This is a genomic window from Arthrobacter sp. SE2 (assembly GCF_058244265.1).
The window spans coordinates 73,550-95,089 of the sequence record NZ_JBZAYA010000013.1; the positions used below are offsets into that span (position 1 = coordinate 73,550).

19 protein-coding genes and 1 riboswitch are annotated in these 21,540 nt (G+C 65.0%); of the genes, 15 read left to right on the forward strand and 4 right to left on the reverse strand.

Annotated features, from left to right (window positions below; translation table 11 throughout):
* Window positions 1-2: 2 nt before the first annotated feature.
* The 11 genes from AC4CS3_RS17395 (at window position 3) to AC4CS3_RS17445 (ending at window position 12,709) form a co-directional block, all read left to right on the forward strand.
* Window positions 3-2,159: a dipeptide/oligopeptide/nickel ABC transporter permease/ATP-binding protein gene (locus AC4CS3_RS17395; protein WP_490784483.1), complete on the forward strand. Its 2,157-nt coding sequence runs from the start codon at window positions 3-5 to the stop codon at window positions 2,157-2,159.
* On the forward strand, window positions 2,156-2,962 hold the full coding sequence (locus AC4CS3_RS17400) for an ATP-binding cassette domain-containing protein (protein WP_490784484.1): 807 nt from the start codon (window positions 2,156-2,158) through the stop codon (window positions 2,960-2,962). The genes AC4CS3_RS17395 and AC4CS3_RS17400 overlap by 4 nt, the downstream gene beginning before the upstream one ends.
* Window positions 2,963-2,998: 36 nt before the next feature.
* On the forward strand, window positions 2,999-3,916 hold the full coding sequence (locus tag AC4CS3_RS17405; protein WP_441412726.1) for a dihydrodipicolinate synthase family protein: 918 nt from the start codon (window positions 2,999-3,001) through the stop codon (window positions 3,914-3,916).
* A 633-nt stretch (window positions 3,917-4,549) separates the two neighbouring features.
* Window positions 4,550-5,509 carry an ROK family protein gene (locus AC4CS3_RS17410; RefSeq protein WP_490784485.1) on the forward strand — a complete coding sequence of 320 codons (960 nt, stop codon included), beginning with the start codon at window positions 4,550-4,552 and terminating at the stop codon, window positions 5,507-5,509.
* Window positions 5,510-5,553: 44 nt separating this feature from the next.
* Window positions 5,554-6,240, forward strand: a complete 687-nt coding sequence (locus AC4CS3_RS17415) for an N-acetylmannosamine-6-phosphate 2-epimerase (RefSeq protein ID WP_490784486.1) — start codon at window positions 5,554-5,556, stop codon at window positions 6,238-6,240.
* A 61-nt stretch (window positions 6,241-6,301) separates the two neighbouring features.
* Entirely contained in the window at window positions 6,302-7,762 is a 1,461-nt protein-coding gene (locus tag AC4CS3_RS17420; protein WP_490784487.1) for a dihydrolipoyl dehydrogenase family protein, read from the forward strand.
* An 82-nt stretch (window positions 7,763-7,844) separates the two neighbouring features.
* A complete protein-coding gene (locus AC4CS3_RS17425) occupies window positions 7,845-8,627 on the forward strand; it encodes an alpha/beta fold hydrolase (RefSeq protein WP_490784488.1) in 783 nt (260 codons plus the stop codon).
* 88 nt (window positions 8,628-8,715) lie between these two features.
* Window positions 8,716-9,432 carry an ABC transporter ATP-binding protein gene (locus AC4CS3_RS17430; protein ID WP_490784489.1) on the forward strand — a complete coding sequence of 239 codons (717 nt, stop codon included), beginning with the start codon at window positions 8,716-8,718 and terminating at the stop codon, window positions 9,430-9,432.
* A complete protein-coding gene (locus AC4CS3_RS17435) occupies window positions 9,429-11,465 on the forward strand; it encodes a YhgE/Pip family protein (protein WP_490784490.1) in 2,037 nt (678 codons plus the stop codon). The genes AC4CS3_RS17430 and AC4CS3_RS17435 overlap by 4 nt, the downstream gene beginning before the upstream one ends.
* Window positions 11,462-12,103 carry a TetR/AcrR family transcriptional regulator gene (locus AC4CS3_RS17440; RefSeq protein ID WP_490784491.1) on the forward strand — a complete coding sequence of 214 codons (642 nt, stop codon included), beginning with the start codon at window positions 11,462-11,464 and terminating at the stop codon, window positions 12,101-12,103. The genes AC4CS3_RS17435 and AC4CS3_RS17440 overlap by 4 nt, the downstream gene beginning before the upstream one ends.
* Before the next feature lie 63 nt (window positions 12,104-12,166).
* Window positions 12,167-12,709 carry a hypothetical protein gene (locus AC4CS3_RS17445; RefSeq protein ID WP_490784492.1) on the forward strand — a complete coding sequence of 181 codons (543 nt, stop codon included), beginning with the start codon at window positions 12,167-12,169 and terminating at the stop codon, window positions 12,707-12,709.
* On the opposite strand, the gene AC4CS3_RS17450 is transcribed toward AC4CS3_RS17445, so the two are convergent.
* Window positions 12,682-13,638: an EamA family transporter gene (locus AC4CS3_RS17450; protein WP_490784493.1), complete on the reverse strand. Its 957-nt coding sequence runs from the start codon at window positions 13,636-13,638 to the stop codon at window positions 12,682-12,684. The two genes, AC4CS3_RS17445 and AC4CS3_RS17450, sit on opposite strands and share 28 nt — an antisense overlap.
* A 72-nt stretch (window positions 13,639-13,710) precedes the next feature.
* Between AC4CS3_RS17450 and AC4CS3_RS17455 the strand changes: the two genes are divergently transcribed.
* Window positions 13,711-14,667, forward strand: coding sequence for a LysR family transcriptional regulator (locus tag AC4CS3_RS17455; RefSeq protein ID WP_490784494.1), 957 nt, complete (start codon window positions 13,711-13,713; stop codon window positions 14,665-14,667).
* An 82-nt stretch (window positions 14,668-14,749) separates the two neighbouring features.
* Here AC4CS3_RS17455 and AC4CS3_RS17460 read toward each other — a convergent pair whose 3' ends face one another.
* The 3 genes from AC4CS3_RS17460 to AC4CS3_RS17470 form a co-directional block, all read right to left on the reverse strand.
* Complete coding sequence (locus tag AC4CS3_RS17460; RefSeq protein WP_437772382.1) at window positions 14,750-15,280, reverse strand: SixA phosphatase family protein; 531 nt, start codon at window positions 15,278-15,280, stop codon at window positions 14,750-14,752.
* A gap of 146 nt (window positions 15,281-15,426) precedes the next feature.
* Entirely contained in the window at window positions 15,427-16,296 is an 870-nt protein-coding gene (locus AC4CS3_RS17465) for a winged helix-turn-helix domain-containing protein (RefSeq protein WP_234752433.1), read from the reverse strand.
* A 666-nt stretch (window positions 16,297-16,962) separates the two neighbouring features.
* A complete protein-coding gene (locus AC4CS3_RS17470) occupies window positions 16,963-17,628 on the reverse strand; it encodes a hypothetical protein (protein WP_490784495.1) in 666 nt (221 codons plus the stop codon).
* Between the two features lie 554 nt (window positions 17,629-18,182).
* Between AC4CS3_RS17470 and AC4CS3_RS17475 the strand changes: the two genes are divergently transcribed.
* From AC4CS3_RS17475 to AC4CS3_RS17485, 3 genes are all read left to right on the forward strand, one after another.
* Window positions 18,183-18,923 (forward strand): response regulator transcription factor, encoded by a 741-nt coding sequence (locus AC4CS3_RS17475; RefSeq protein WP_078106594.1) that lies wholly within the window; start codon window positions 18,183-18,185, stop codon window positions 18,921-18,923.
* Between the two features lie 11 nt (window positions 18,924-18,934).
* Window positions 18,935-20,413 (forward strand): sensor histidine kinase, encoded by a 1,479-nt coding sequence (locus tag AC4CS3_RS17480; RefSeq protein ID WP_441412713.1) that lies wholly within the window; start codon window positions 18,935-18,937, stop codon window positions 20,411-20,413.
* A 164-nt stretch (window positions 20,414-20,577) separates the two neighbouring features.
* Window positions 20,578-20,751, forward strand: a riboswitch (cyclic di-AMP (ydaO/yuaA leader).
* A gap of 2 nt (window positions 20,752-20,753) precedes the next feature.
* Window positions 20,754-21,503, forward strand: a complete 750-nt coding sequence (locus AC4CS3_RS17485) for an aggregation-promoting factor C-terminal-like domain-containing protein (RefSeq protein ID WP_490784496.1) — start codon at window positions 20,754-20,756, stop codon at window positions 21,501-21,503.
* Window positions 21,504-21,540: the final 37 nt, after the last annotated feature.

Here is a 21,540-nt window from a genome sequence, read left to right on the forward strand (position 1 = left end):
CCATGCGCAGCAGACTTGCTGAACGGCTCAGCGCCCCGGGCGTCCGCTTCAAGTCCCTCCCCTGGGGATCGCGTTTTGCCCTCTTGTTCCTCGTGGTCATCGCCCTGGCGGCGATCTTCGCTCCGGTCATCGCGCCCCACGATCCCCTGCAAACGTTCATTCCGGCGCAAGCTCCGGACGGCGACCACTTCTTCGGCACCGACCGCCTCGGCCGCGACGTCTTCTCCCGGCTCCTTTACGGCTCACAGTCTTCGCTCATGATCGGCCTCGGCGCAGTGGCCCTTGCGATCGTCGTCGGCGCTGTGCTTGGCTCGCTCGCCGCGACGTCCGGCAAGGCCCTCAGCGAGATCATCATGCGCCTCATGGACATCCTGATGGCGTTCCCGGGCATCGCCCTCGCGGCGGTACTCCTGGCCGCGTTCGGCAACTCGGTGCCCACCATCATCGTCGCGATCGCGATCATCTACACCCCGCAGCTCGCCCGCGTGGTCCGCGCCAACGTGCTCTCCCAATACGGTGAGGACTACGTCCGCGCCGAGCGGGTGATGGGTGCAAACCGCCCCTACATCCTGCTCAAGCACATTGTCCGCAACACCGCCGCCCCGGTGCTGGTTTTCGCGACGGTCATGGTGGCCGACGCCATCATCCTCGAAGCCTCGCTGTCCTTCCTCGGCGCCGGTGTCCAGGATCCTGCGCCCTCGTGGGGCAACGTGATCTCCTACGGCCGCAACCTGGTCCTCTCGGGCGGCTGGTGGGCAACCACCTTCGCCGGCCTCACCATCCTGCTCACCGTGCTTGCGCTGAACATCCTCGCCGAGGGCCTCACAGACGCCATGGTGAACCCGAAGCTGCTTAAGGCTCCCGTGGTGAAGGACGACGACGGTGCTGCCGCAGCTTTTGCGGGCGCGGCGGTGGCCGGTGCCGCCATCGATACCGAGATCGCGACGTCGGTGGCCCAGCCTTCCGTCGTCGAACAGCACGAGCTCGACGGCGTACGGCCCGCCAACGGCGATCCGCTCTCAGAAGAGGACTACGCAGCGTCGGCCCTGAACGATACTCGTGTCCTGAACAATCCGAAACTCGCAGCAGAGAATCCCCACGCCCTACTCGACAAGGAACTCGAGCTCCTCGCGTCGATTGAGGCCAAGCGCACGGACCGGCTCACCCAGGTCCCCGCCGACGCCAGGAACGTCCTGGAGGTCAAAAACCTGTCCATCCGCTTTCCGGGCCGCTTCGGCGAGACCGCGATCGTGGACAACGTCTCCTTCACTGTCCGCGAAGGGGAAACGATGGGTCTGGTGGGCGAATCCGGTTGCGGCAAGTCCATCACGTCGCTCGCGATCATGGGTTTGCTGCCGAAGACCGCCGAAATCACCGGTTCCATCACCTTCGATGGCAAGGAGCTCCTGGATTCCAGCTCGAAGCACAGCAACGCCAAGGCCTACCAAGGCCTGCGCGGCGAACAGATCGCCATGGTCTACCAGGATGCGTTGAGCTCGCTCAACCCGTCCATGAAGATCAAGGAGCAAATGACCCAGCTGACCAAGCGGGGCGGCCGCAAGACCCCCGCCGAGTTGCTGGAAATGGTGAAGCTCGATCCCGTCCGCACGCTTGCAAGCTACCCGCACGAGCTCTCCGGCGGCCAGCGCCAACGCGTACTGATCGCCATGGCACTCTCCCGCTCGCCGAAGATCGTAGTGGCAGACGAACCCACCACCGCCCTGGACGTCACCGTCCAGAAGCAGGTAGTGGAACTGCTCAACGAACTGCGCGAGCAGCTCGGCTTCGCCATGGTCTTCGTCAGCCACGACCTCGCCCTCGTTGCATCCCTCGCGCACCGGATTACGGTCATGTACGCCGGCCAGGTGGTGGAATCCGCGCAGGCTTCGGAGCTCCTGCAGAACCCGCGGCACGAATACACACGCGGCCTGTTGGGCGCAGTCCTTTCGATCGAAGCCGACGCCGTCCGCCTCCACCAGATCCCCGGCACCGTTCCGTCGCCGCGCGATTTCGCTCCCGGCGACCGCTTTGCGGCACGTTCGTTGAGGCCCGACGCCGACCCCAACCAGCAATTGGTCCTCGCCGTTGTTGAATCCGCAGGCGGCGGAGCAGACCGCGATCACTACTGGGCCAGCCACCTCAAGGAGGACGCAAAATGAGCGTTTCAACCGGCAAGCCGGTCATCGAACTCAAAAACGTCAAAGTCCACCACCGGGCCCGCACCGGCGGCCTCTTCCGGCCCAACATCGTCAAAGCCGTCAACGGCGTGGACTTCAGCATCAGCCGCGGCGAAACCGTCGGCATCGTCGGTGAGTCCGGCTGCGGCAAGTCCACGCTCGCTTCAGTGCTCGTGGGACTCCAGACCCCGACGTCGGGGCAGGTGCTCTTCCACGGCAAGCCGGCCATCAAACGCAACGCCCGGATGCGCAAGGAATTCGGACGCGCCGTATCCGTGGTCTTCCAGGACCCGGCCACAGCCCTCAATCCGCGCATGACCATCCAGGACATCCTCACCGATCCCCTGCAGGTTCACGGCATCGGCAACGCTGCGTCCCGCTCGGCCAAGGTCAAGGAACTGCTGGCCCTCGTTGGCTTGCCGCAATCGGCAGCCGAGGTCACGCCGTCGCAGGTTTCCGGCGGCCAGCGCCAGCGCGTGGCCATCGCCCGCGCCCTCGCCCTGGACCCGGACATCATCGTGGCGGACGAGCCGACGTCGGCCCTCGACGTTTCGGTCCGCGCCCAAGTCCTGAACCTGCTGTCCGACCTGAAAACCCAGCTGAACCTCGGCATGGTGTTCATTTCGCATGACATCCAGACCGTCCGCTACGTCTCCGACCGCATCTGCGTCATGTACTTCGGACAGATCGTCGAGGAAGGCCCGGCCGCCCAGGTCTTCGACAACCCGAGCAACGACTACACCAAGAAGCTGCTCGGCGCCGCGCCCAGCCTGCTCCACACCTAAGTTTTTCCCATCCAGATCCAAGTAACGGAGATTTCTGTGTCTACTCAGTTCCAGGGCGTCATTCCCCCGGTCATCACCCCCCGCCACGCAGACGGCCGCGTTGACACCGCGTCCCTGAAGAACGTCACCAAGCACCTGCTCGACGGCGGCGTGTCCGGCCTCTTCGTGTTGGGCTCCTCGGGCGAGGTCCCTTACATGACCAACGAAGAGCGCGAACTCGTCGTCTCCACGATCGCCGATGCGAACGCCGGCGCCGTGCCCCTGATCGTGGGCGCCAACGAACAAACCACCAACCGCGTCATCGAAGAAGCACGCAAGGTCGTGGACCTCGGCGCCGACGCAATCGTGGTCACTTCCATGTACTACGCCATCGGCAACGCCCAGGAGACCGAAACCCACTTCCGCAGCATCCACGCTGCCGTGGACAAGCCGATCTTCGCCTACGACGTCCCCGTCCGCACCCACTTCAAGCTGCCCACCGACCTCCTGGTCCGCCTGGGCCGCGACGGCGTCATCGCGGGCGTCAAGGACTCCTCCGGCGACGACGTCTCCTTCCGCCAACTCGTCCTCGCAGCCAAGGACATCCCCAACTTCGACATCTTCACGGGCCACGAGATTGTCGTGGACGGAGCACTCCTCGCCGGCGCCCAAGGCGTAGTCCCCGGCCTCGGCAACGTCGACCCCGCCGGTTACCGCCGCCTGTTCGACGCCACCCAAGACGGAGACTGGACCGCAGCCGCCGCCGAACAAGACCGCCTGGCCGACCTCTTCGACATCGTCTACACCCCCAACGGCCGAGTCTCCGGCGGCGCAGCAGGACTAGGTGCCTTCAAGACGGCCCTCCAGATCATGGGCATCATCGAGTCCAACACCATGAGCGCCCCCATGCTCTCCCTGAACGCCGAAGAAGCCTCCGCGATCCGCACGATCCTCGAGCGCAACGGCCTCGTCTAGGGGGGCGGCGCCGGCTCGCCACCTGAGTGGGGTTGCCGCCCGTTGGGCTCACCTTTCGCGCGTTGCCGTCGCTCACCCCGCGCTTGTTGCCGTTGCTGGGGCGTGCCGCAGGGCCAGTTTTGCCGTCCCTTAGACACCTCCCGACGCATCGCTACAGTCGCTGAGCGACTTCCGCAATGCTCTGGTCGGCGATGCGGGACTACACAAAACCGTCCCTCCGCCACTCGGGCGAATGCGGAACCATTGTGACGGGGCCGGGATCCGCACGGTGCCGCCGCGTCACTGGGAACGTCAGCATTCGTCGGCGCGTCAGGTGGATATCAGCGCAAAGCGCGGGCGCATTGTTTCGTGTAGGCGCGCATCGCTGACCAGAGTCGTCTGAAGGTCGCCCAGCGACCGGAAGACGACGTCGGGAGGAAGAGAAGCCCCAGGGGCCCGAGCCGAGCTTGCGAGGCTTGGGGAGGGGCTGAACGCTAAGCGCCGGCGAAATGATGGGTCCGCGCTGTCTCAGCCACAGCTAACCTGACCATAGACAAACCGCAGCCTGGCACCGTCGCAACTACAACTGACCTGACCAGACGCAATCGCAACCGCACCCACAACCCAGCAATCGAACGATCCGGAGGACAAAGCATGATGTACGTGGTCGGGGTTGATCTTGGTGGGACGAAGACTGCCGCGGGGGTTGTGGGGGCCGATGGGGAGGTGTTGTTTTCGGAGCAGATACCTACGCTGAATCGGAGTGGGGGCGACGCTATTCTGAGGGCGACTGCGGCGCTCGTGGGGCGGCTCATGCGGCGGGCCGCGGCGGAGGGAATCGACGTCGGGCGTGTTGGCGTGGGTTCGGCCGGGGTCATCGATGCCGTGAATGGTGAGGTTGTTTCGGCGACCGATGCGATTCTGGGGTGGGCCGGGACAAGGTTGACGGCCGGGCTGGCGCAACTCCTTGGCTTGCCGCGGGGGTCGGTCAGTGCAGTCAATGATGTGCATGCGCATGCTTTGGGTGAGGTGTGGCGTGGGGCGGCTGCGGGGTCTTCGAGTTCGTTGATGGTGGCTTTCGGGACGGGTGTGGGCGGCAGCTTTGTGCTGGACGGCTCTCCTGTTTTGGGACACCACTATGTGGGTGGGCACGTGGGGCATTTTGCTTCGCCGTACGCCTATCACGAGGGCAAAGCCCTCCCATGCGTGTGCGGCGGCTCGGGCCACGTCGAGGCGATCGCCTCGGGGCCGGCCATCCATGAGTCGTTCATCCGTTTCGGCGGTTCCTCCGAGGTCGCGGACACGCATGCCGTGTTTGCCGTGGCCCGCTACGGCGATAGTGCCGCCGCGGCTGACAGTGCTGCCGCCATCAAAGCCATCGGGGCCGGCGCGGGTGCTGCCGGGCAGGCGATCGGCGGGCTCGTCAACATCCTCGACCCGGAGACGGTAGTGGTTTCCGGCGGTCTCGCAGATGCGGGAGATTTCTGGTGGAAACCCATGGAACGCGCCCTGCGCAAAGAGCTCATGGCCCCGCTTGCTGACATCCCCGTGCTTCGCGCGGCGCTAGGCAATACCGCGGCCATTGTGGGCGCAGCCAAACTCGTCCTGAACTGACATCCGAACACCCGAACACCCGAACACCCTCGCAAGGAGACCCCATGATCCTGACCCCCGACGGCCTCGAAGCCCTCCGCTCCCAGTTGATCGTCTCCTGCCAGGCCTACCCGGGCGAACCCATGCGCGATCCCCGGACTACCGGCCAAGTGGCCGCGTCGGCGGTTATCGGTGGTGCCGCCGCGGTCCGGGTCCAGGGCCTCGCGGATGTCCAGTTCACCCGCACAGCTGTGGAGGTTCCGGTGATCGGGCTCTGGAAGGACGGACACGACGGCGTTTTCATCACCCCCACGCTCCGGCACGCCCTCGCCGTCGCGAACGCCGGGGCCCACGTCGTGGCTATCGACGGCACCCGACGCCCGCGTCCCGATGGCCTGACCCTCACGCAAACCGTTGATGGAATCCACGCTGAATCGCATGCCCTGGTCATGGCTGACTGCGGTTCCTACGCTGATGCGGTGGCCGCCGTCGAAGCCGGTGCTGACCTGATCGGCACCACGCTGGCCGGGTACACCGGGGAACGTACCAAGACGGACGGCCCCGATCTTGAGCTTCTCGCGGAGATCGCCGGCGCCGGACTAGGCAAGCCGCTCATCGCCGAGGGCCGCATCCACACCCCCGCACAAGCCCGCCAGGCCCTCGACGCCGGGGCGTTCGCCGTCGTCGTCGGCACCGCCATCACTCATCCGGCCAGCATCACGGGCTGGTTCAAGGGCGCATTGGAGTCCTGATCAAGCAGAATCCGTCGCCGGGTCCCTGATCCCAGCGTGCCTCCGGGCGTAGGCTTCTCCCATGGCTGAGGAGAATATCCGGGAATTCGATGTCATCGTGATCGGCGCCGGGGCCGTGGGTGAAAACGTTGCAGACCGGGTGGTCCGGGGCGGTCTTACCGCGGCCATCGTGGAGGCCGAGCTCGTCGGAGGGGAATGCTCCTACTGGGCCTGCATACCGTCCAAAGCTCTCCTTCGGCCGGGAACCGCCCTGCACACAGCACAATCAGTGCCCGGAGCGTCGGACTCGGTCACGAAGGTCCTGGATCCCGCGCCGGTCCTGAAGTACCGCGACTACTTCACCAACAAGTGGCAGGACGACGGCGCGGTCCAGTGGCTCGTGGACACGGGCATCGAACTCATCCGGGGCCGGGCGCGCATCACTGGCCCCCGCGAAGTCCAAGTAGACGGGAAGGACGGCAACAGCTACTCGCTCAAAGCCCACCATGCTGTCGTTGTCGCAACCGGATCCACACCGCTCATCCCGAAAATCGACGGCTTGCGCAACGTCCCCTACTGGACAACCCGCAGGGCCACCTCGGTGCGTCAAATCCCCAAACGGTTCATCGTGCTGGGCGGCGGAGTCGCCAGTGTCGAACTTGCCCAGGCGTTCGCCCGCCTGGGCTCGACCGTCACAATAGTTGCCCGAGGCAGGCTGCTCAGTACTTTTCCCGAGGAAGCCGCCGAGCTGGTTGCTGCGGGACTTAGGGCCGACGGCGTCGATCTCCGTCTCGGGACAGACACGACGCGGGTCGAACATAACGCGGACCATACCTTCAGCGTCACCCTGGGCGACGGGACAGTCTTGAACTCCGACCAGTTGCTGGTGGCGACTGGTCGGCGGCCCTCCCTGGACAATTTGGGACTCGAAAACGTAGGGCTCGACGCCGAGGAGGGCAAGCCTTTGCGCCTCACTACGGACTCGAGCGGCTTGGTTGAGGGTGCCGCGAGCGACGGCACCAGCGGACTGTGGCTTTACGCGGCCGGCGATGCAGCGGGATCGGTATTCCTCACGCATCAAGGCAAGTACGAGGCCAGGGCAACCGGCGACGCCATCGTTGCCCGCGCCAAGGGAACCCTCCACGGCACCCCGAAGCCCTGGAGTTCCCTCGCAAAGACGGCCGACGAATACGCGATCCCCAGCGTGGTCTTCACGGATCCGGAAGTGGCATCCGTGGGCCCGAGCCTCAAGCAGGCGTTGCAGAAGGGCATCAACGCAAGCACGGTGGAACTCCCCATCAACGTGTCCGGCTCCCAGCTGCATTCGGAAAATTACCAAGGCTGGGCACAACTGGTGGTGGACGAGGATCGCAAGGTGCTGGTGGGCGCGACGTTCGCCGGGCCCGGGGTGGCCGAGCTTTTGCATGGCGCAACCATCGCGATTGTGGGCGAAGTCCCGTTGGACCGGCTGTGGCACGCGGTGCCATCGTTCCCGACTATCAGCGAGGTGTGGCTGCGCCTGCTGGAGAAGTACGGGCTGTAACCCCCAGCGGTTGTTGTGTCGACCAGCGGGTGCGTCGCGACGATCCGTTGTGGCGTCGAGGACGCGGGAGGACAATGGCCGCATGGCCAAGAACCTCGACATTGACGGACACCCAACCTGGGTGGAAGACCTGGGCGGTCCCGGCGAACCACTCCTGCTGCTGCACGGCGGCTTGAGCAACAGTGACGATTTGCTCAGGAGCATTGGACCAGGTTTGTCGGAGCGATTCCGCGTGGTCGCGTTCGACCGTCGTGGCCATGGCTACACCGCGGACACAGATGCCGAGTTCCACTACGCGGACATGGCCACCGAGACGGTCCGGGTGCTCGAGGACGTCATTGGCGGCCCTGCCCACCTGGTGGGGTGGAGTGACGGCGGGATCGTTGCCCTCCTTGTCGCGCTCCGGCGGCCTGAACTCGTGCAAAAACTTGTAGTCATTGGTACCAACTACCATTACAACGGCACGGTGCCCTTCGACTTGGACCCCCAATCGCCAATTGCGCAGGAACTCGGCAAGGCCTACGTCGAGCGGTCTCCAGACGGGCCCGAGCACCTGGATGTCGTCTTTGGCAAGAGTGTCGCGATGTTCACCACGGAGCCGACACTCACCGCCACCGACATCGCGGACATTACCCAACCGGTGCTCGTCATCGTCGGTGACGACGACGTGGTCACCTTGCCCCACACTCTCTCGTTGTACGAAGCCCTCCCCCAAGGCCAACTGGCGGTCGTCCCGGGAGCATCCCACGGGCTTCCACTGGAACAGCCGGAAGCCGTCGCCGGGCTGATAACCAATTTCCTGGCCACGGCAGAGCCGCCCCGCACGTTCATGCCAATACGCCGCGCAAGTCATCCCAGCGGCTAGCTTTCTCGGGGCCAAGACGTCTATTTGAACTGACTGGTCAGTTCAGTTACGATTGGAGCAGATAACAGATTCTGCGAAAGGTCCAATTGTGCTGTCTGCACAGCAACTCCAGATCGACGGCCGCCGGGACGATCTCCTGCCTCCCACTTCCCTCGAAGCCAGGCGCGGGCAACTCCTCCTGGTCAGCGGCGACGGTCAGGACCAGCGCACGGCATTGGCACTTGCGCTGAGCGGCCGGATGAAACCCAGCAAAGGCCTCCTGAGCTGGGACAACTCGGCGAAGACAAAAAAGGTCCGGGCAGCGAGCGCCCTGATTGATGCTCCCGGCGTCAACGAGCCGGAGCAGCATTTGAGCGTCCGCGACCTCGTCACCGAAGACCTCTCCCTTATCCCCCGCCGCTACCGTGGCGCCCTCCTCAGCAAGCCGTGGCTCAAGGTCAACCGCTTCGAGGACATCGCCGGGCTGTGGATTGAGCAACTCCCTGCGGACCGACGCCTCGAGCTGCTGACCGCCCTGGCCCTCGCGGACCCTGCCCTCGACCTCCTGGTGCTCGACTCCCCGGACCGCCACAGCGCAAACACCGCGGACTGGCTCCCCCGCCTTGAGCAGTTGGCGTACGACGCCGGGCGGCCGCTCGCCGTCGTCGCCGCCGTTTCTGCCCTCCCGGACAACTGGGCCGGCCCGGCCGCGGTGATCGGCAACTCGGTCACGCACACTGCACCGGCCGAACCCGCCGAACCCCTCGAAAACGCGCAAGAAGATCCCGAAGAAGTACTCGAAACCCTGCAAAGGACCGCAAAGTGACTGTTCTGCGGCTGGCCCGCTCCGAACTCAAGCGCATGACCGGCGGGCTCCTGCCTAAGCTGACCATCCTCGCCCTGACCATGGTGCCGCTGCTCTACGGAGCCGTGTACCTTTACGCGAACTGGGACCCTTACGGCAACCTCAACCAGATCGACGCCGCCCTGGTGGTAGAGGACGCGGGAGCCCAGCCGGCCAACGGTCCCGAACTGCAGGCAGGACAGAAGGTTGCCGACAGCCTCGTGGAGAGCCACGTCTTCAACTGGCAGCGGGTGACCACCACGGCAGAGGCCGACGCCGGTGTTGAATCCGGCAAGTACGCCTTCGCCCTGAAGATTCCGAAGGACTTTTCGGCCAACCTGGTCTCGCCGGGCAGCTTCGACGCCGCCAACCAGGCGATGCTCAACGTCACCACCAACGACGCGAACAACTATCTCCTCAGCACCATCGTGGACAAACTCACCACCGCGGTGCACTCCACCGTGGCCAAGGAAGTGGGCGAGGAAACCGCCAACCAACTCCTCACGGGCTTCGGCACCATCCACGCCTCCATCATCAAGGCGTCCGACGGCGCCTCCCAGCTCGCCGATGGCGTCGGCAAGCTCAGCGACGGCGCGGCCACCCTGCACGACGGCACCAGCAAGCTCAGCAGCGGCGCGTCCGAGCTGCTGGCGGGCCAAAATAAGCTGCGCGACGGCGCCAATCAGCTGAACGACGGCGCCGGACAGCTCAGCGCAGGGCTCACCGAACTGAAGAACAAGACCGCGTCCCTACCGGCCGACTCTCAAAAGCTCGCCGACGGCGCCGCCCAAGTAGCCGCCGGAAACGCGCAGTTGAACGCGAGAGTCCAGGACGTCGTCGGGCAGCTTTCAGCGTTCGACGCCGGAGCGCGGGACCGCGTTGTGGCCTCCAACACGCGGCTCGTGTCCGCCGGGGTCATCACGCAGGACCAGGCGAATAAAATCCTGGCCGACTTTGACACCGCCGCGGCTTCCGGCCCGGTCACCGACGCCAAAGCCAAGATCTCGGCGGATGCCGCCCAGATCCAGCAGCTTTCCGACGGATCGGCCGCGGTCAGTGCGGGCGCCGCCAAACTTGCCGGTGCCACGCCGGCACTGACGGGCGCCATCGGCCAGGCCTCGGCAGGCGCGGACCAGCTCAGCTCCGGCGCCGCGACGCTGGCCGCGGGTGAACAGTCCGCCGTCAACGGCACGGCGGCCCTCGCCGACGGTGCGGCAAAGCTCGACGACGGCGCGGCGCAGCTTGCCAGCGGTGCCGCGACGGCCGCGGACGGATCCCGCACCTTGGCGAGCGAGTTGGCGAAGGGCGCAGGCAAGGTCCCGAACCCGAACGACGCCCAAAAGAGCGAGGTATCCAAGGTGATCGCGGATCCTGTGGCGGTCAACAACGTTTCGCAGGCCAAGGCAGGATCCTACGGTGCGGGCCTGGCCCCGTTCTTCCTGACGCTGTCCCTTTGGATCGGTGTGTTCATGCTGGTCCAGGCGATGCGTCCCATCACGCAGCGGGCCTTGGCCTCGAACGCTCCGTCGTGGAAAATCGCCGTCGGCGGCTGGCTGCCGTTCTTCGTGGTGTCCGTGCTGCAGGCCAGCATCCTCACCCTCGTGGTGGACCTGGGGCTGGGCCTCAATGCGGCCCACCCGGTATGGATGTGGTTGTTCATGCTGGCTGCTGTCATGGCGTTCACGGCCCTCATCCAGGGCATCGTGGCTTTGCTGGGGACTCCCGGAAAGTTCGTGGTGTTGATCCTGCTGGTCCTGCAATTGGTGTCTTCCGGCGGAACGTTCCCGTGGCAAACCACCCCCATGCCGCTGCACGTGGTACACGAGATCATGCCAATGGGCTACGTGGTGACCGGCATGCGGCACCTGATCTACGGCGGCGACTTGTCCATGATCTGGCCGATTGTCCTGGGCCTGCTTGGCTACACTGTGCTGGGAGCCGCGCTTTCCACGATTGCCGTCCGTAAGCACAAGTTCTGGACCCTCAAGACCCTGAAGCCGGAGATCGCGGTATGAGCATGCAAGAGCCGGACGTCCCCGAACTCCCGGAAACTCCGGAGAAGAAGCTCCGCCCGGCCCGCACCAACGCGACCAAGCAGCGCCTTTTCGACGCGTCGATGGAGCTGATCGGCGAGCGCGGCGCAGCGGGCGTCACGGTGGACGAGATCGCGGCCGCAGCCGGAGTGTCCAAGGGAACGGTCTACTACAATTTCGGCAGCAAGTCCGATCTGATCGCCCAGTTGCTGCGCCACGGCGTTGACATCATGCTCGGGCGGCTCCAGACCATCGAAGGCTTGCACGCCGATCCGCTCGAGGCCATGGAAGCCATGCTCGGCCAGGCCATGGACTTCATGGACGACTACCCGTCCTTCGCGCGGCTCTGGATCAGCGAAAACTGGCGGACGCCGAGCGAATGGGGCAAGCTCTTCGTCGAACTCCGCAGCGAGTTGCTGGCCGTGATTGGCTCAGCCATCGAAAAGGTCGCCACCACGTACACCGTGGATACGGGTATTGCCCGGGGCAGCCTCGAGGCGGCGATGTTCGGAGCGATCTTCGTGGTGGGCCTTGACCGGCAGACGTACAACCCCGAGCGCACGCGCGAGCAGAGCATAGCGGCAATCATGACCATCATGCGCGGCTACGTACTGCGGTAACGGTATGGCAACTGCGGCGCCTTGGGGCGTGGCGCTGCCCGCCCGTCAGCGATGATTAATCCCATGCGTCACATGGGGAACAGCGGAAAGCTAGCGATCATCTCTGCCGTGGTGTCCGCTGGTTTGCTGGTGCTCCTCGCCATCACCGTTGACGAAACCGTGATGTACATCTTCCTCGGGGTCTTGGCGATCGGCTACCTGGCGTGCGTCGCCGAGGTTTTCACCCGTCGCAGGTACTTCATGATGGTTCTCGGAGCCATCTCGACGATCCTCTTCATCGCGTTCGGAATCGCGTTCCTGCGCATGTGGGGACTCGCCTTCAACCAGGACGAGAACGCCCTGGGCAGCGCAGTGAGCACCAAAGATTCGGACATCTACTTCTACCTCGCCGCACTTGCCGGCTGCAGCTCCCTGCTGATCTTGTTCGTGGGGGCAGTATGGCCATCCCGCCGTACGAAGGCGGCGGCCCGTCCGGTTGCCCGCCGGCCGGCGCCCCGGCCAGCGTCGGGGGCTGTGAAGCGCCCGTCCCCGAGGAAGCCGGCAGCCTCCGCCAAGCGCCCGACGTCGGGATCGCCGGCTCAGCGCAGGCCGGCACCCAAGCGCTGACGCACTTCGGGCGCCGCCACATCCCCAGGCTTGGCGCGCCGCTGCAGCACGGCAGTCGCCACGCCGCCCAGCAGGAGGAGACCGCCGGCCAGTTCCGCCGTCGTCGGGACCTCTGAGATGAGCAGCCACGCCGCGGTCATTCCCACCACCGGGACCAACAACGTGAATGGCACCACGGCCGAGCTCGGGTAGAGGCTAAGCAGCCGGTTCCAGATGCCATAGCCGACCAGCGAGGCGAAAAAGGCGGTGTACAGGGCGCTCAAGATGGTCGCCGGCTGAAGGTTGGTGAGGGTCCCGACGACGGCGGCCGGCCCGTCCACGATCAGCGACAAGCCCGCAAGCGGCAACGGGACAACGGCCCCGGACCAGACCACCAGCCCTAGTCCCGAGGCCGCCTTGGCCTTGCGTGCGATGATGTTTCCCGCGGCCCAGGACAACGCCGCTGCGAGCACAATCATGAGCGGCACCACCGGGGCCACCAAACTTCGACCCACCGCTACGAGGGCAAGCCCTGCGACACCCAGAACCACTCCGGTCAGTTGGCGCTTGCTCGGCCGCTCCCCGAGGAACCGGGCCGCCAAAAGCACTGTCAGGAGTACTTGCGCCTGCAGCACAAGCGAGGCGAGCCCGGCAGGCATCCCAAGCGCCATGCCCAGGTAGAGAAGGCCGAACTGCCCGGCGCTCATAAAGAGCCCGACGCCGATGATCGCCTTCCAGCTGACGTCCGGTTTGCGGACGAAGAAGATGCAGGGGAACACCACCAGCAGGAAGCGGATGGCGACGAACAGCAGCGGGGGCACGTCGGCCGAGCCACCGCTCCCGTTGCTGCCATTCCCGTTTGCGGGGTGTAGACCAAAGTCGATCGCGACGAAATTCAGGCCCCAAAGGACGGCGACAAGGACGGCGAGTGCTGAGTGTCGGATATTCACAATTCAACTCTGACAGTCAAGTGAATGAAGCACCAGCGTTGAATTCTGCATACAATCATGTACGTTTGCTTCATGATTGAGATTGCGGCGCTACGGGCCCTCGTAGCAGTTGAACAGCAAGGCTCGGTAGTGGCGGCCTCGGAAGCCATGGGCTTCAGCCCCTCAGCGGTCTCCCAGCAGATCAAGAAGCTTGAGAAGCAGAGCGGTGTCACCGTCCTGGAGCGGCATGGCCGCGGCGTACTGCTGACCGACCGCGGCATGGCATTGGCCGAGTACGGACGCCGGATCCTGGGCGAGTTGGAGGAGCTACAGGCCACCTTGCTCGCCGACCCCGCGAAGCCGAGCGGAGTGCTTCGGCTCGTCGGGTTCTCAACGGCCTGCCGCGGGCTGGTGGGTCCGATGCTGCGGAAACTTGGCGCAGATCAGGCCGTTGCCGCCGCTTCGGCCGCGGGGAGCTCCGGACTTGGCGGCTCCGGGCTTGAAATCCGGGTGGTGGCCGAGGACCCGCGCGAGGCCGTCCAAAGGGTCGCAACCGGTGAAGCCGATCTCGGCGTCGTGCACAACTGGCACTCGGTGCCCTTGGTGATTCCGGAGAACATGGTCCACGAGGACCTCTGCCTCGACACCGCCGACGTCCTGCTGAACTCAGCGCACCCGCTGGCCGGGCGGACCGCCGTCGAGCCCTCCGACCTGGTGGACGAACGCTGGATCAGCACGCCGGCCGGCGCCATCTGCAATGAGGCGTTGCTGGCGATCCTCGCAGGCCTGGGGCGGGTGCCGGACATCCGCATCTACGACCCCGACTTTTCCACGCACATCGCAATGGTCCAGCAGGGCGTTGCGGTGGCGCTCGTGCCCCGGCTCGGCAGGCCCGAGCTCCCTTCTGGAGTGGTAGCGGTGCCCGTGGTCAACCCGATGCAGCAGCGCCAGGTGGGAATCGTGTACCGGAAGACCATGACGGCAAGCCCCAGCATCCGCCACGTCGTGCGCCTGCTTCAGGACGTGGCGGCTGGCCTCGAGGTGGGCTAGCTCGGGCTATCCGCGCGAACTGGCAGCAGATGCCCTCTGGCGGCGCAAAAAGGGGCATTATTTGCCAGTTCGCGCGACGGGGCTACTTCTTTGGGCGCGGAACTGCGAAGTGCGTCAGCCGTGCATCCTGGCCATCGAGTTCAGCCCACGGCTTTTCGAGTTCCATCACGGTCATGGCGCTCGTGGGGTAACGCGTTGCGGCATCCATGTAGGCGTCATGGTCCGAGTCGCGGGAAGCCAGGTGCATCGCGAGGTCCTGCACGCCGGGCATATGGGAGAAGATCATGAGCGTGGTGACGGTTTCCGGCACGTGGTTGATGACGGTCAACATGCGCTGCGCGGAGGCGGCGTACAGTCCGTCCTCGAGTTTCGGCGTCGGTGCCTTGTCCCCCAGCTCGCTGCACACCCAAGTACAGGTCTGCCGGGTCCGCAGCGAGGACGAACACAGGATGAAGTCCGGAATCACATGGTGTTTGAGGAGCCATTTTCCGGCAAGGGGAGCCTCCCGGTGGCCACGCTCGGCAAGGGGGCGCTCATGGTCCGGCACCCCAAGGGGCCAGTCCGACTTCGCATGCCGCATGATCACCAGCCGCTTAATGTGATGCTCGCTCATCCCCCCACCCTACTATCCCAACTAGCTCGCATTTATTGTCGTTTTGACGCCTGTAAACGACAACAAATGCGAGTCAGTCGGGTGGGCCGCGCAAGCGAAAGCGCCCGCCACCTTTGCAGGGAGCGGGCGCCTCGAGCGGGTTGAGACTAGATCGAGTATTCCGGAGCGGCCCAGACGATAACCTCGGGGTGCTCGTAGAAGCGGTAACCCTGGCCACGCACGGTGCGGACCGTGTTTGCGAGGCGGCCGAGCTTGGAGCGGAGGCGCCGGATGTGGACGTCGATGGTGCGTTCGTTGGGGACCTCTTCGGCGTTGCGCCAGAGGCCCTCGAGAAGTTCATCGCGGCCCACGGTGCGGGTGCCGTTCTCGACGAGGTAGTTGAGGAGCTCGAATTCCTTGAACGTGAGGTTCAGCGATTCGCCGTCGAGGTGCACTTCACGACGGGCGAGGTCGATCAAGACGCCGGACGGGCGGGCTTCCTGGGCAGGCTGCGGGCGGAGCGCCTCAGCGCGCTGGCGATTGCCAACGGTCGGGTCACCGAAAGTCGAGCGGACGACGTCGAGCGCGGAACCGGGCGCACTGGCCGGGGCTACCGCGACGGCGGCATAGCTCTCGGCACCGGAAACGAGGGACTGCGCGTAGGCCCGGATTTCCTGGGCAAGCTTGGCGATGGACGTTCCCGCGGCCGCAGCGGTGTCTTCGTCGATGCCCATGTAGAGCACGAACCCGCGGGCCACATTGTCATTTGCAACGGGACGGATTGAACGGTCCGCTGGCGCCAGGACGGGCGTGGGTGCAGTCATCGGCGAGGCCTCGTTGGCGGGAACAGCGCGGAGCTGGCCGTAGGAGTTGGGGTTATAGCCCTGGGGGACGTAACCGGGCGCCTGGCTGCCACCCTGCGGTGCGGGCTGGGCGTAGGCCGGGCGGTTGCCGAAGCCGGGACGCAGGCCGGCGTTCGACGCGGCCTTATTGGCGTTACGGACGGAGATGTGGACGTATCCGGATGCAACTGACATGGATTGCTTACCTCAAAGTGAATAGCCGTCATCGCGGCTTCGAATGCTGGTCTGGTCCCCGCAATGAAATGGGGAGGGGCGCCCGACGCTGGGCAGTGGGCGAATGCCTGAAACTTCTTGGGGTCTGAAGTTAGGCATGCATTCGACAACAGCTCATCGAATAACCAGCGGGTGCGCTGGGCTCGATCGCTGCGGCTGCAGATGCTGTTGAGTTCTTGTTCACATTTGAAGTGTGCAACGTAACAAAGGGAACTTGCAAGTAACAAAGGACCGAACCGTCCACATTTTGAGACGAATCGGACTATTGTGCCGCACATCACAATTCAGACATGTCCAAATGTGACTCGTTCTCGTTCGTCACACTGGCAGTTGAGAGCGAAATATTCGAATAAAATTTGATGGAAAGATCATTCTTTGAATCTTAAGTCACGTCACGCGCTTGCCCTTGAATCTCGAGATATGAAACAACCCTTGTCCAATCCTGGGTCCGCGTCCCATGGAAATTTTTTGCCAAATCGTCTGCTAGGGCCTCGTTGCAATGCAACCGCAGACGCGCCGTCGTGACCTTCTTTGAATTCGGAAAGCGTTTGCGACACGGCGAGTCGCATCATTCTGAGGCCAAAGCAGGGCAAAGAAGGTCACGACGGAGCCAAGCAGCACCAATCGCTAGTTGGTGGTGCCGGTTCCTTGGGTGCTCGAAGTGGTGGCAGTGACGATCTGGATGGACTGCGCCGTGTACTTGTCCGATTCCTTGAGCGCAGTGACCCTCACGCTGGAGCCGGATTTCACATCGGCGAGGGTCAGGGTGGTGCCAGTGGTTCCGCTTCCGCGTTGCCGCATGCCCTCAGCTACCACGACGTCCGTTCCCAGCGCATAGCTGCGGGTGAATCCGTCGTCGCTCTTCACGGTCATGGAACTCGCCGAGATGTCAGTGACTGTACCCAGCTGGCCCGCCATGGTGACGTAGCTGCCGTTCTGGAGGACCACATACTCGGAGTGGACAGCAGCGTTCAGGCCGCCCATGCCAACGCCGAGCCCTCCCGGGCCTGCGTTCGTCCCACCTGGGCCGCCGAACCCGCCCTGGCCGTTCTGCCCGGCCCCCGGTCCCTGCGCGTTGGTGGTATCTGCTGCCGCGGTCCCGTTTCCGGCGGCGTAAGCACCGGCCCCTGCCGCCGCGGCGACCACGACCGCGATGCCGCCAACAATGAGCCCCTTCTTCAGGCTCCAACTCTTGAAAAACGAAGGCCGGGGCTGCGCGGAGTTGTATTGCTGCGGAGCACCCCACCCGGCGCGGCAGGCTGCTGGTTCACCGGCGGCTGCGGAGCACCCCACCCCGCGGCAGGCTGCTGGTTCACCGGCGGCTGCGGCGCACCCCACCCCGCGGCAGGCTGCTGGTTCACCGGCGGCTGCGGCGCACCCCACCCCGCGGCAGGCTGCCCGCCCGCGGGTTGTCCAGGCTGCCCAGCATCATCAAGGGGGCGGATCACCGGCTGCGGGTGCCCGTTCTCCGGCTCGGATCCAGGTACGGAGGGGTTGTTTTGCTGATCCATGGTGTTCTCCATCGAAATCGAGGCTGTTTGGTCGTGCTTGTACTTGTCCCAAACAGCGTCATTCGCTTTGCTGTGCATTGGCTGTGTCGAACTGCAGCCTTGCCTGTGACCTGCCGCGGCGTTGTGTCGGATTCTGCTGGATCATTCGCGGCGGGCTTGTACCGGGGCCCGTAATCATGCGGATCGAACGTCCGGACTGAGGAATGATCCAGCAGAATCCGACGCCGCTCCTCCCCGAACCGGAACAACCTCCCGACAGGTGGCTAGGCTGGGACTCACAGGGTGCTCACAGCAACGGCAAAGCACTGGCAAACCGGCAGATTGGAGAGTTGTCCCATGGCATCCTCGCACTCCATGACCAATAACCTTCCGCAGCTCAGCCACCCGGACGGTTCTCCTATCCGCGCCCTTGTGGTGGACGACGAACCCAGCCTCGCTGAGCTCATGAGTATGGGGCTGCGCATGGCGGGTTGGTCGGTGGCCGTGGCCGGCGACGGTCCGGCTGCGGTAAAGCTCGCCAAGGACTTCCGTCCGGATGTCCTCGTGCTGGACGTGATGCTTCCAGGGTTCGACGGCGTAGAGCTGCTGGGGAGGATCCGCGCCTTTGCGCCTGAGGTGCCTGCGCTCTTCCTCACCGCCAAGGATGACGTGCAGGACCGCATCGTCGGGTTGGCCGCCGGCGGCGATGACTATGTCACCAAGCCGTTCAGCATGGAGGAAGTCCTGCTGCGCCTGCACCGCTTGGTCCAACGCTCAGGCGTGGCCGCGATGGACACGGCCGAACTGGTTGTAGGTGACTTGACCCTGAACGTAGACACACGAGAAGTTACCCGCGGCGGCGAAGACATTCCGCTCACGGCGACCCAGTTCGAGCTCCTCCGCTACCTCATGGAGAATCCCAAGCGCGTGGTCAGCAAGGCCCAGATCCTTGACCGCGTGTGGGACTACGATTTCGGCGGGCAAGCCAACATTGTGGAGCTTTACATCTCATACCTGCGCAAGAAGATCGAGGCCAACCACCCGCCCATGATCCACACGGTGCGCGGAGCAGGCTACGTCATCAAACCCGCCGAATAGCCGGGCTCCGAATGTCCGCACTCTCGGGTATCCCCCGCCAGACCGACCACAGCTGGTTCAATCCTTCAACCTGGCACTTGCGCACGCGCTTGATCCTTCTCTCCATGGCACTCCTCGTGGCCATCTGCGGTGCCGTCGGTGTGGTCAGCTACGCCTCCATGGATGTGTTCCTCACGAAACAGCTGGACCAGCAATTGGCGCAGGCCTCCCATGGCCGCCCACCGCAAGGCAACCCTGGTGGCCGTCCGGACCCCTTGGACCCCCGGGGCCAGAGCATCGGCACCCTGAATGCTCGTATTCTCGCAGGTCAGGTGAGCACCGATGCTGGATTCCTGTCCTCCGATGCCACCCGTGCGCCGTTGTCGCCCAGCGACGCTCGAATCCTGTCGGCGCTCCCCTCCGATGGCCGCCCGGTTGATCGCACCCTGTCCAATGGCGGCTACCGGCTGGTGGCCACCGAAACTCCCTACGGCGATGTTGTCATCACGGGGCTGCCGCTCGCCTCGAAAGAGGACACCGAGGCCTCGCTCGTCTGGACCATGGTGCTGGTTTCCTTGGGCGGACTGGTCCTGATCGGGCTGGCCGGAACCGTGCTGATCCGCCGCACCATGCGCCCCTTGGAGCAGCTCTCCGACGTCGCCACGAAGGTGTCGAAGCTTCCGCTCGACGCCGGTGAGGTGGCACTCGCTGTGCGCGTTCCGGCGTCGGCGGCCCACCCGAGCACGGAAGTGGGAAGCGTCGGCCATGCTTTGAACTTGATGTTGGACAACGTGTCCAGCGCCCTAGAGGCGCGCCAGCAAAGCGAAACAAAGGTGCGCCAGTTCGTGGCCGACGCTTCACACGAGCTGCGCACTCCGCTGACCGCCATCCGCGGCTACACCGAGCTCTTGCGCATGACAGAGACGTTCACCGAGGACGGGCGCAAGTCGCTGGGCCGGGTGCAGAGCCAGTCGGAACGCATGACCACCCTCGTGGAGGACCTCCTCTTGTTGGCCCGGCTGGACGAAGGGAAGGCCCCCGAGTTCACCGATGTGGATCTCACGCAGTTGGTGATCGAAACCGTCAGCGACGAGAAAGTCATGGCCCCAGGTCACATCTGGCAGCTCAAGCTCCCGGACGAGCCCCTCACGGTCCGCGGCGACACCACTCAACTCCACCAGGTTTTGGCGAATCTGCTCTCCAACGCCCGCAAGCACACGGAGGCGGGAACCACCGTGGTCACCGGCGTCATGCGGTCCGCCGACGGCAGCGCCGTGGTGACCGTGACTGACAACGGGCCGGGCATCCCGCCTGAATTCCAGGGCAGGATCTTCTCGCGCTTCGCCCGTGCCGACGCCGCCCGCTCCGGTTCCGAGGGCACGTCCGGGCTCGGCTTGTCGATCGTGGAATCCATTGTCCAGGCGCATGGCGGCACGGTCGAAGTGGCCTCGCGGCCCGGACGGACGGAGTTCGCGGTGCGGCTTCCGGCGCTCAGGACCGCCACGGCCTGAAAGGCCGCCCTGGAGGTCACGACGCCGGTGCGCGGCGAGCGCAAGTCGACGCACCGACGTCGTGACCTCCGTTACCTAAACGTGACTTAAGTAAGATCCTCCTGTACCGTCGAATGGGTGCGCTGGATCATTCCGGCCACCGCCGGGTAGGCGCCGAGCTCTGCCACTCCCCGGTGCCCAACAGTCCAGGCAGAGACGGGGGACCCAGGTCTCCGGGCAAGCGCTCATGTTGAGCCAGCCCTAGGGGTGAAGCCGTGCCGCCACGATTACCAGTGGCCACGGCCGGATGACCTCATCCGAATCCGACAGCTAACTCCGCAGGCGTCGAGAGGCAATCACCATGTCTGATTCCAAGAATCAGTCGCGCCCTGTTGCGCGCCACCGCGGCGAACCTGCCCGGAGAAACAAGTCACGTTCCACGTTGAGGCGAGTCGCCTCGAACCTCGGCACCGGCCAGCGCATGGCAGTTGTTGCAGGCGTCGTTGCTCTGTTCCTCGGTGCAGGCGCCGCCACCCAGGCCGCCGGACAGGCCATCAATGCCCAGGACATGAGCCGCACGTCCGAATCCCGCACGGCAGACCACTCAGCCACGCCGTCGGCCACAGCCACGCCGTCGGGGAGCGCGAGCCCCAAGCCCAGCGCCACGCCGACGCCGAGCCAAGCACCCGCCCCCGGTCCGGCCGCCGTCGCGGCCCAGGCTGCCGCACCGGCCGCGTCCGTGGCACCCCCTGCCCCCGTTGCACCCCCCGCTCCGGCGGCCCCGGCCGCTCCCGCCGCCGTCGATGATCCCTCCGGCGCCCAGGCCTATGCCGCAAGCATCCTTCCCTCCTACGGTTGGGGACAGGGCGAGATGTCAGCCCTGATCACCTTGTGGAACAAGGAATCGGATTGGCGCACCACTGCTACCAACTCCTCCAGTGGCGCTTATGGCATTGGGCAGTCGCTGCCGGCCGAAAAGATGGCGTCCGAAGGCGCCGACTGGCAGACCAACTACCAGACGCAGATCCGCTGGGGCCTGAACTACATCAAGGAACGCTACGGATCGCCGTCCGCGGCATGGTCCTTCCACTTGGCCCATAACTGGTACTAAACCAAGAGCCACGCGCAAAATACATCGAGGTCCGTCC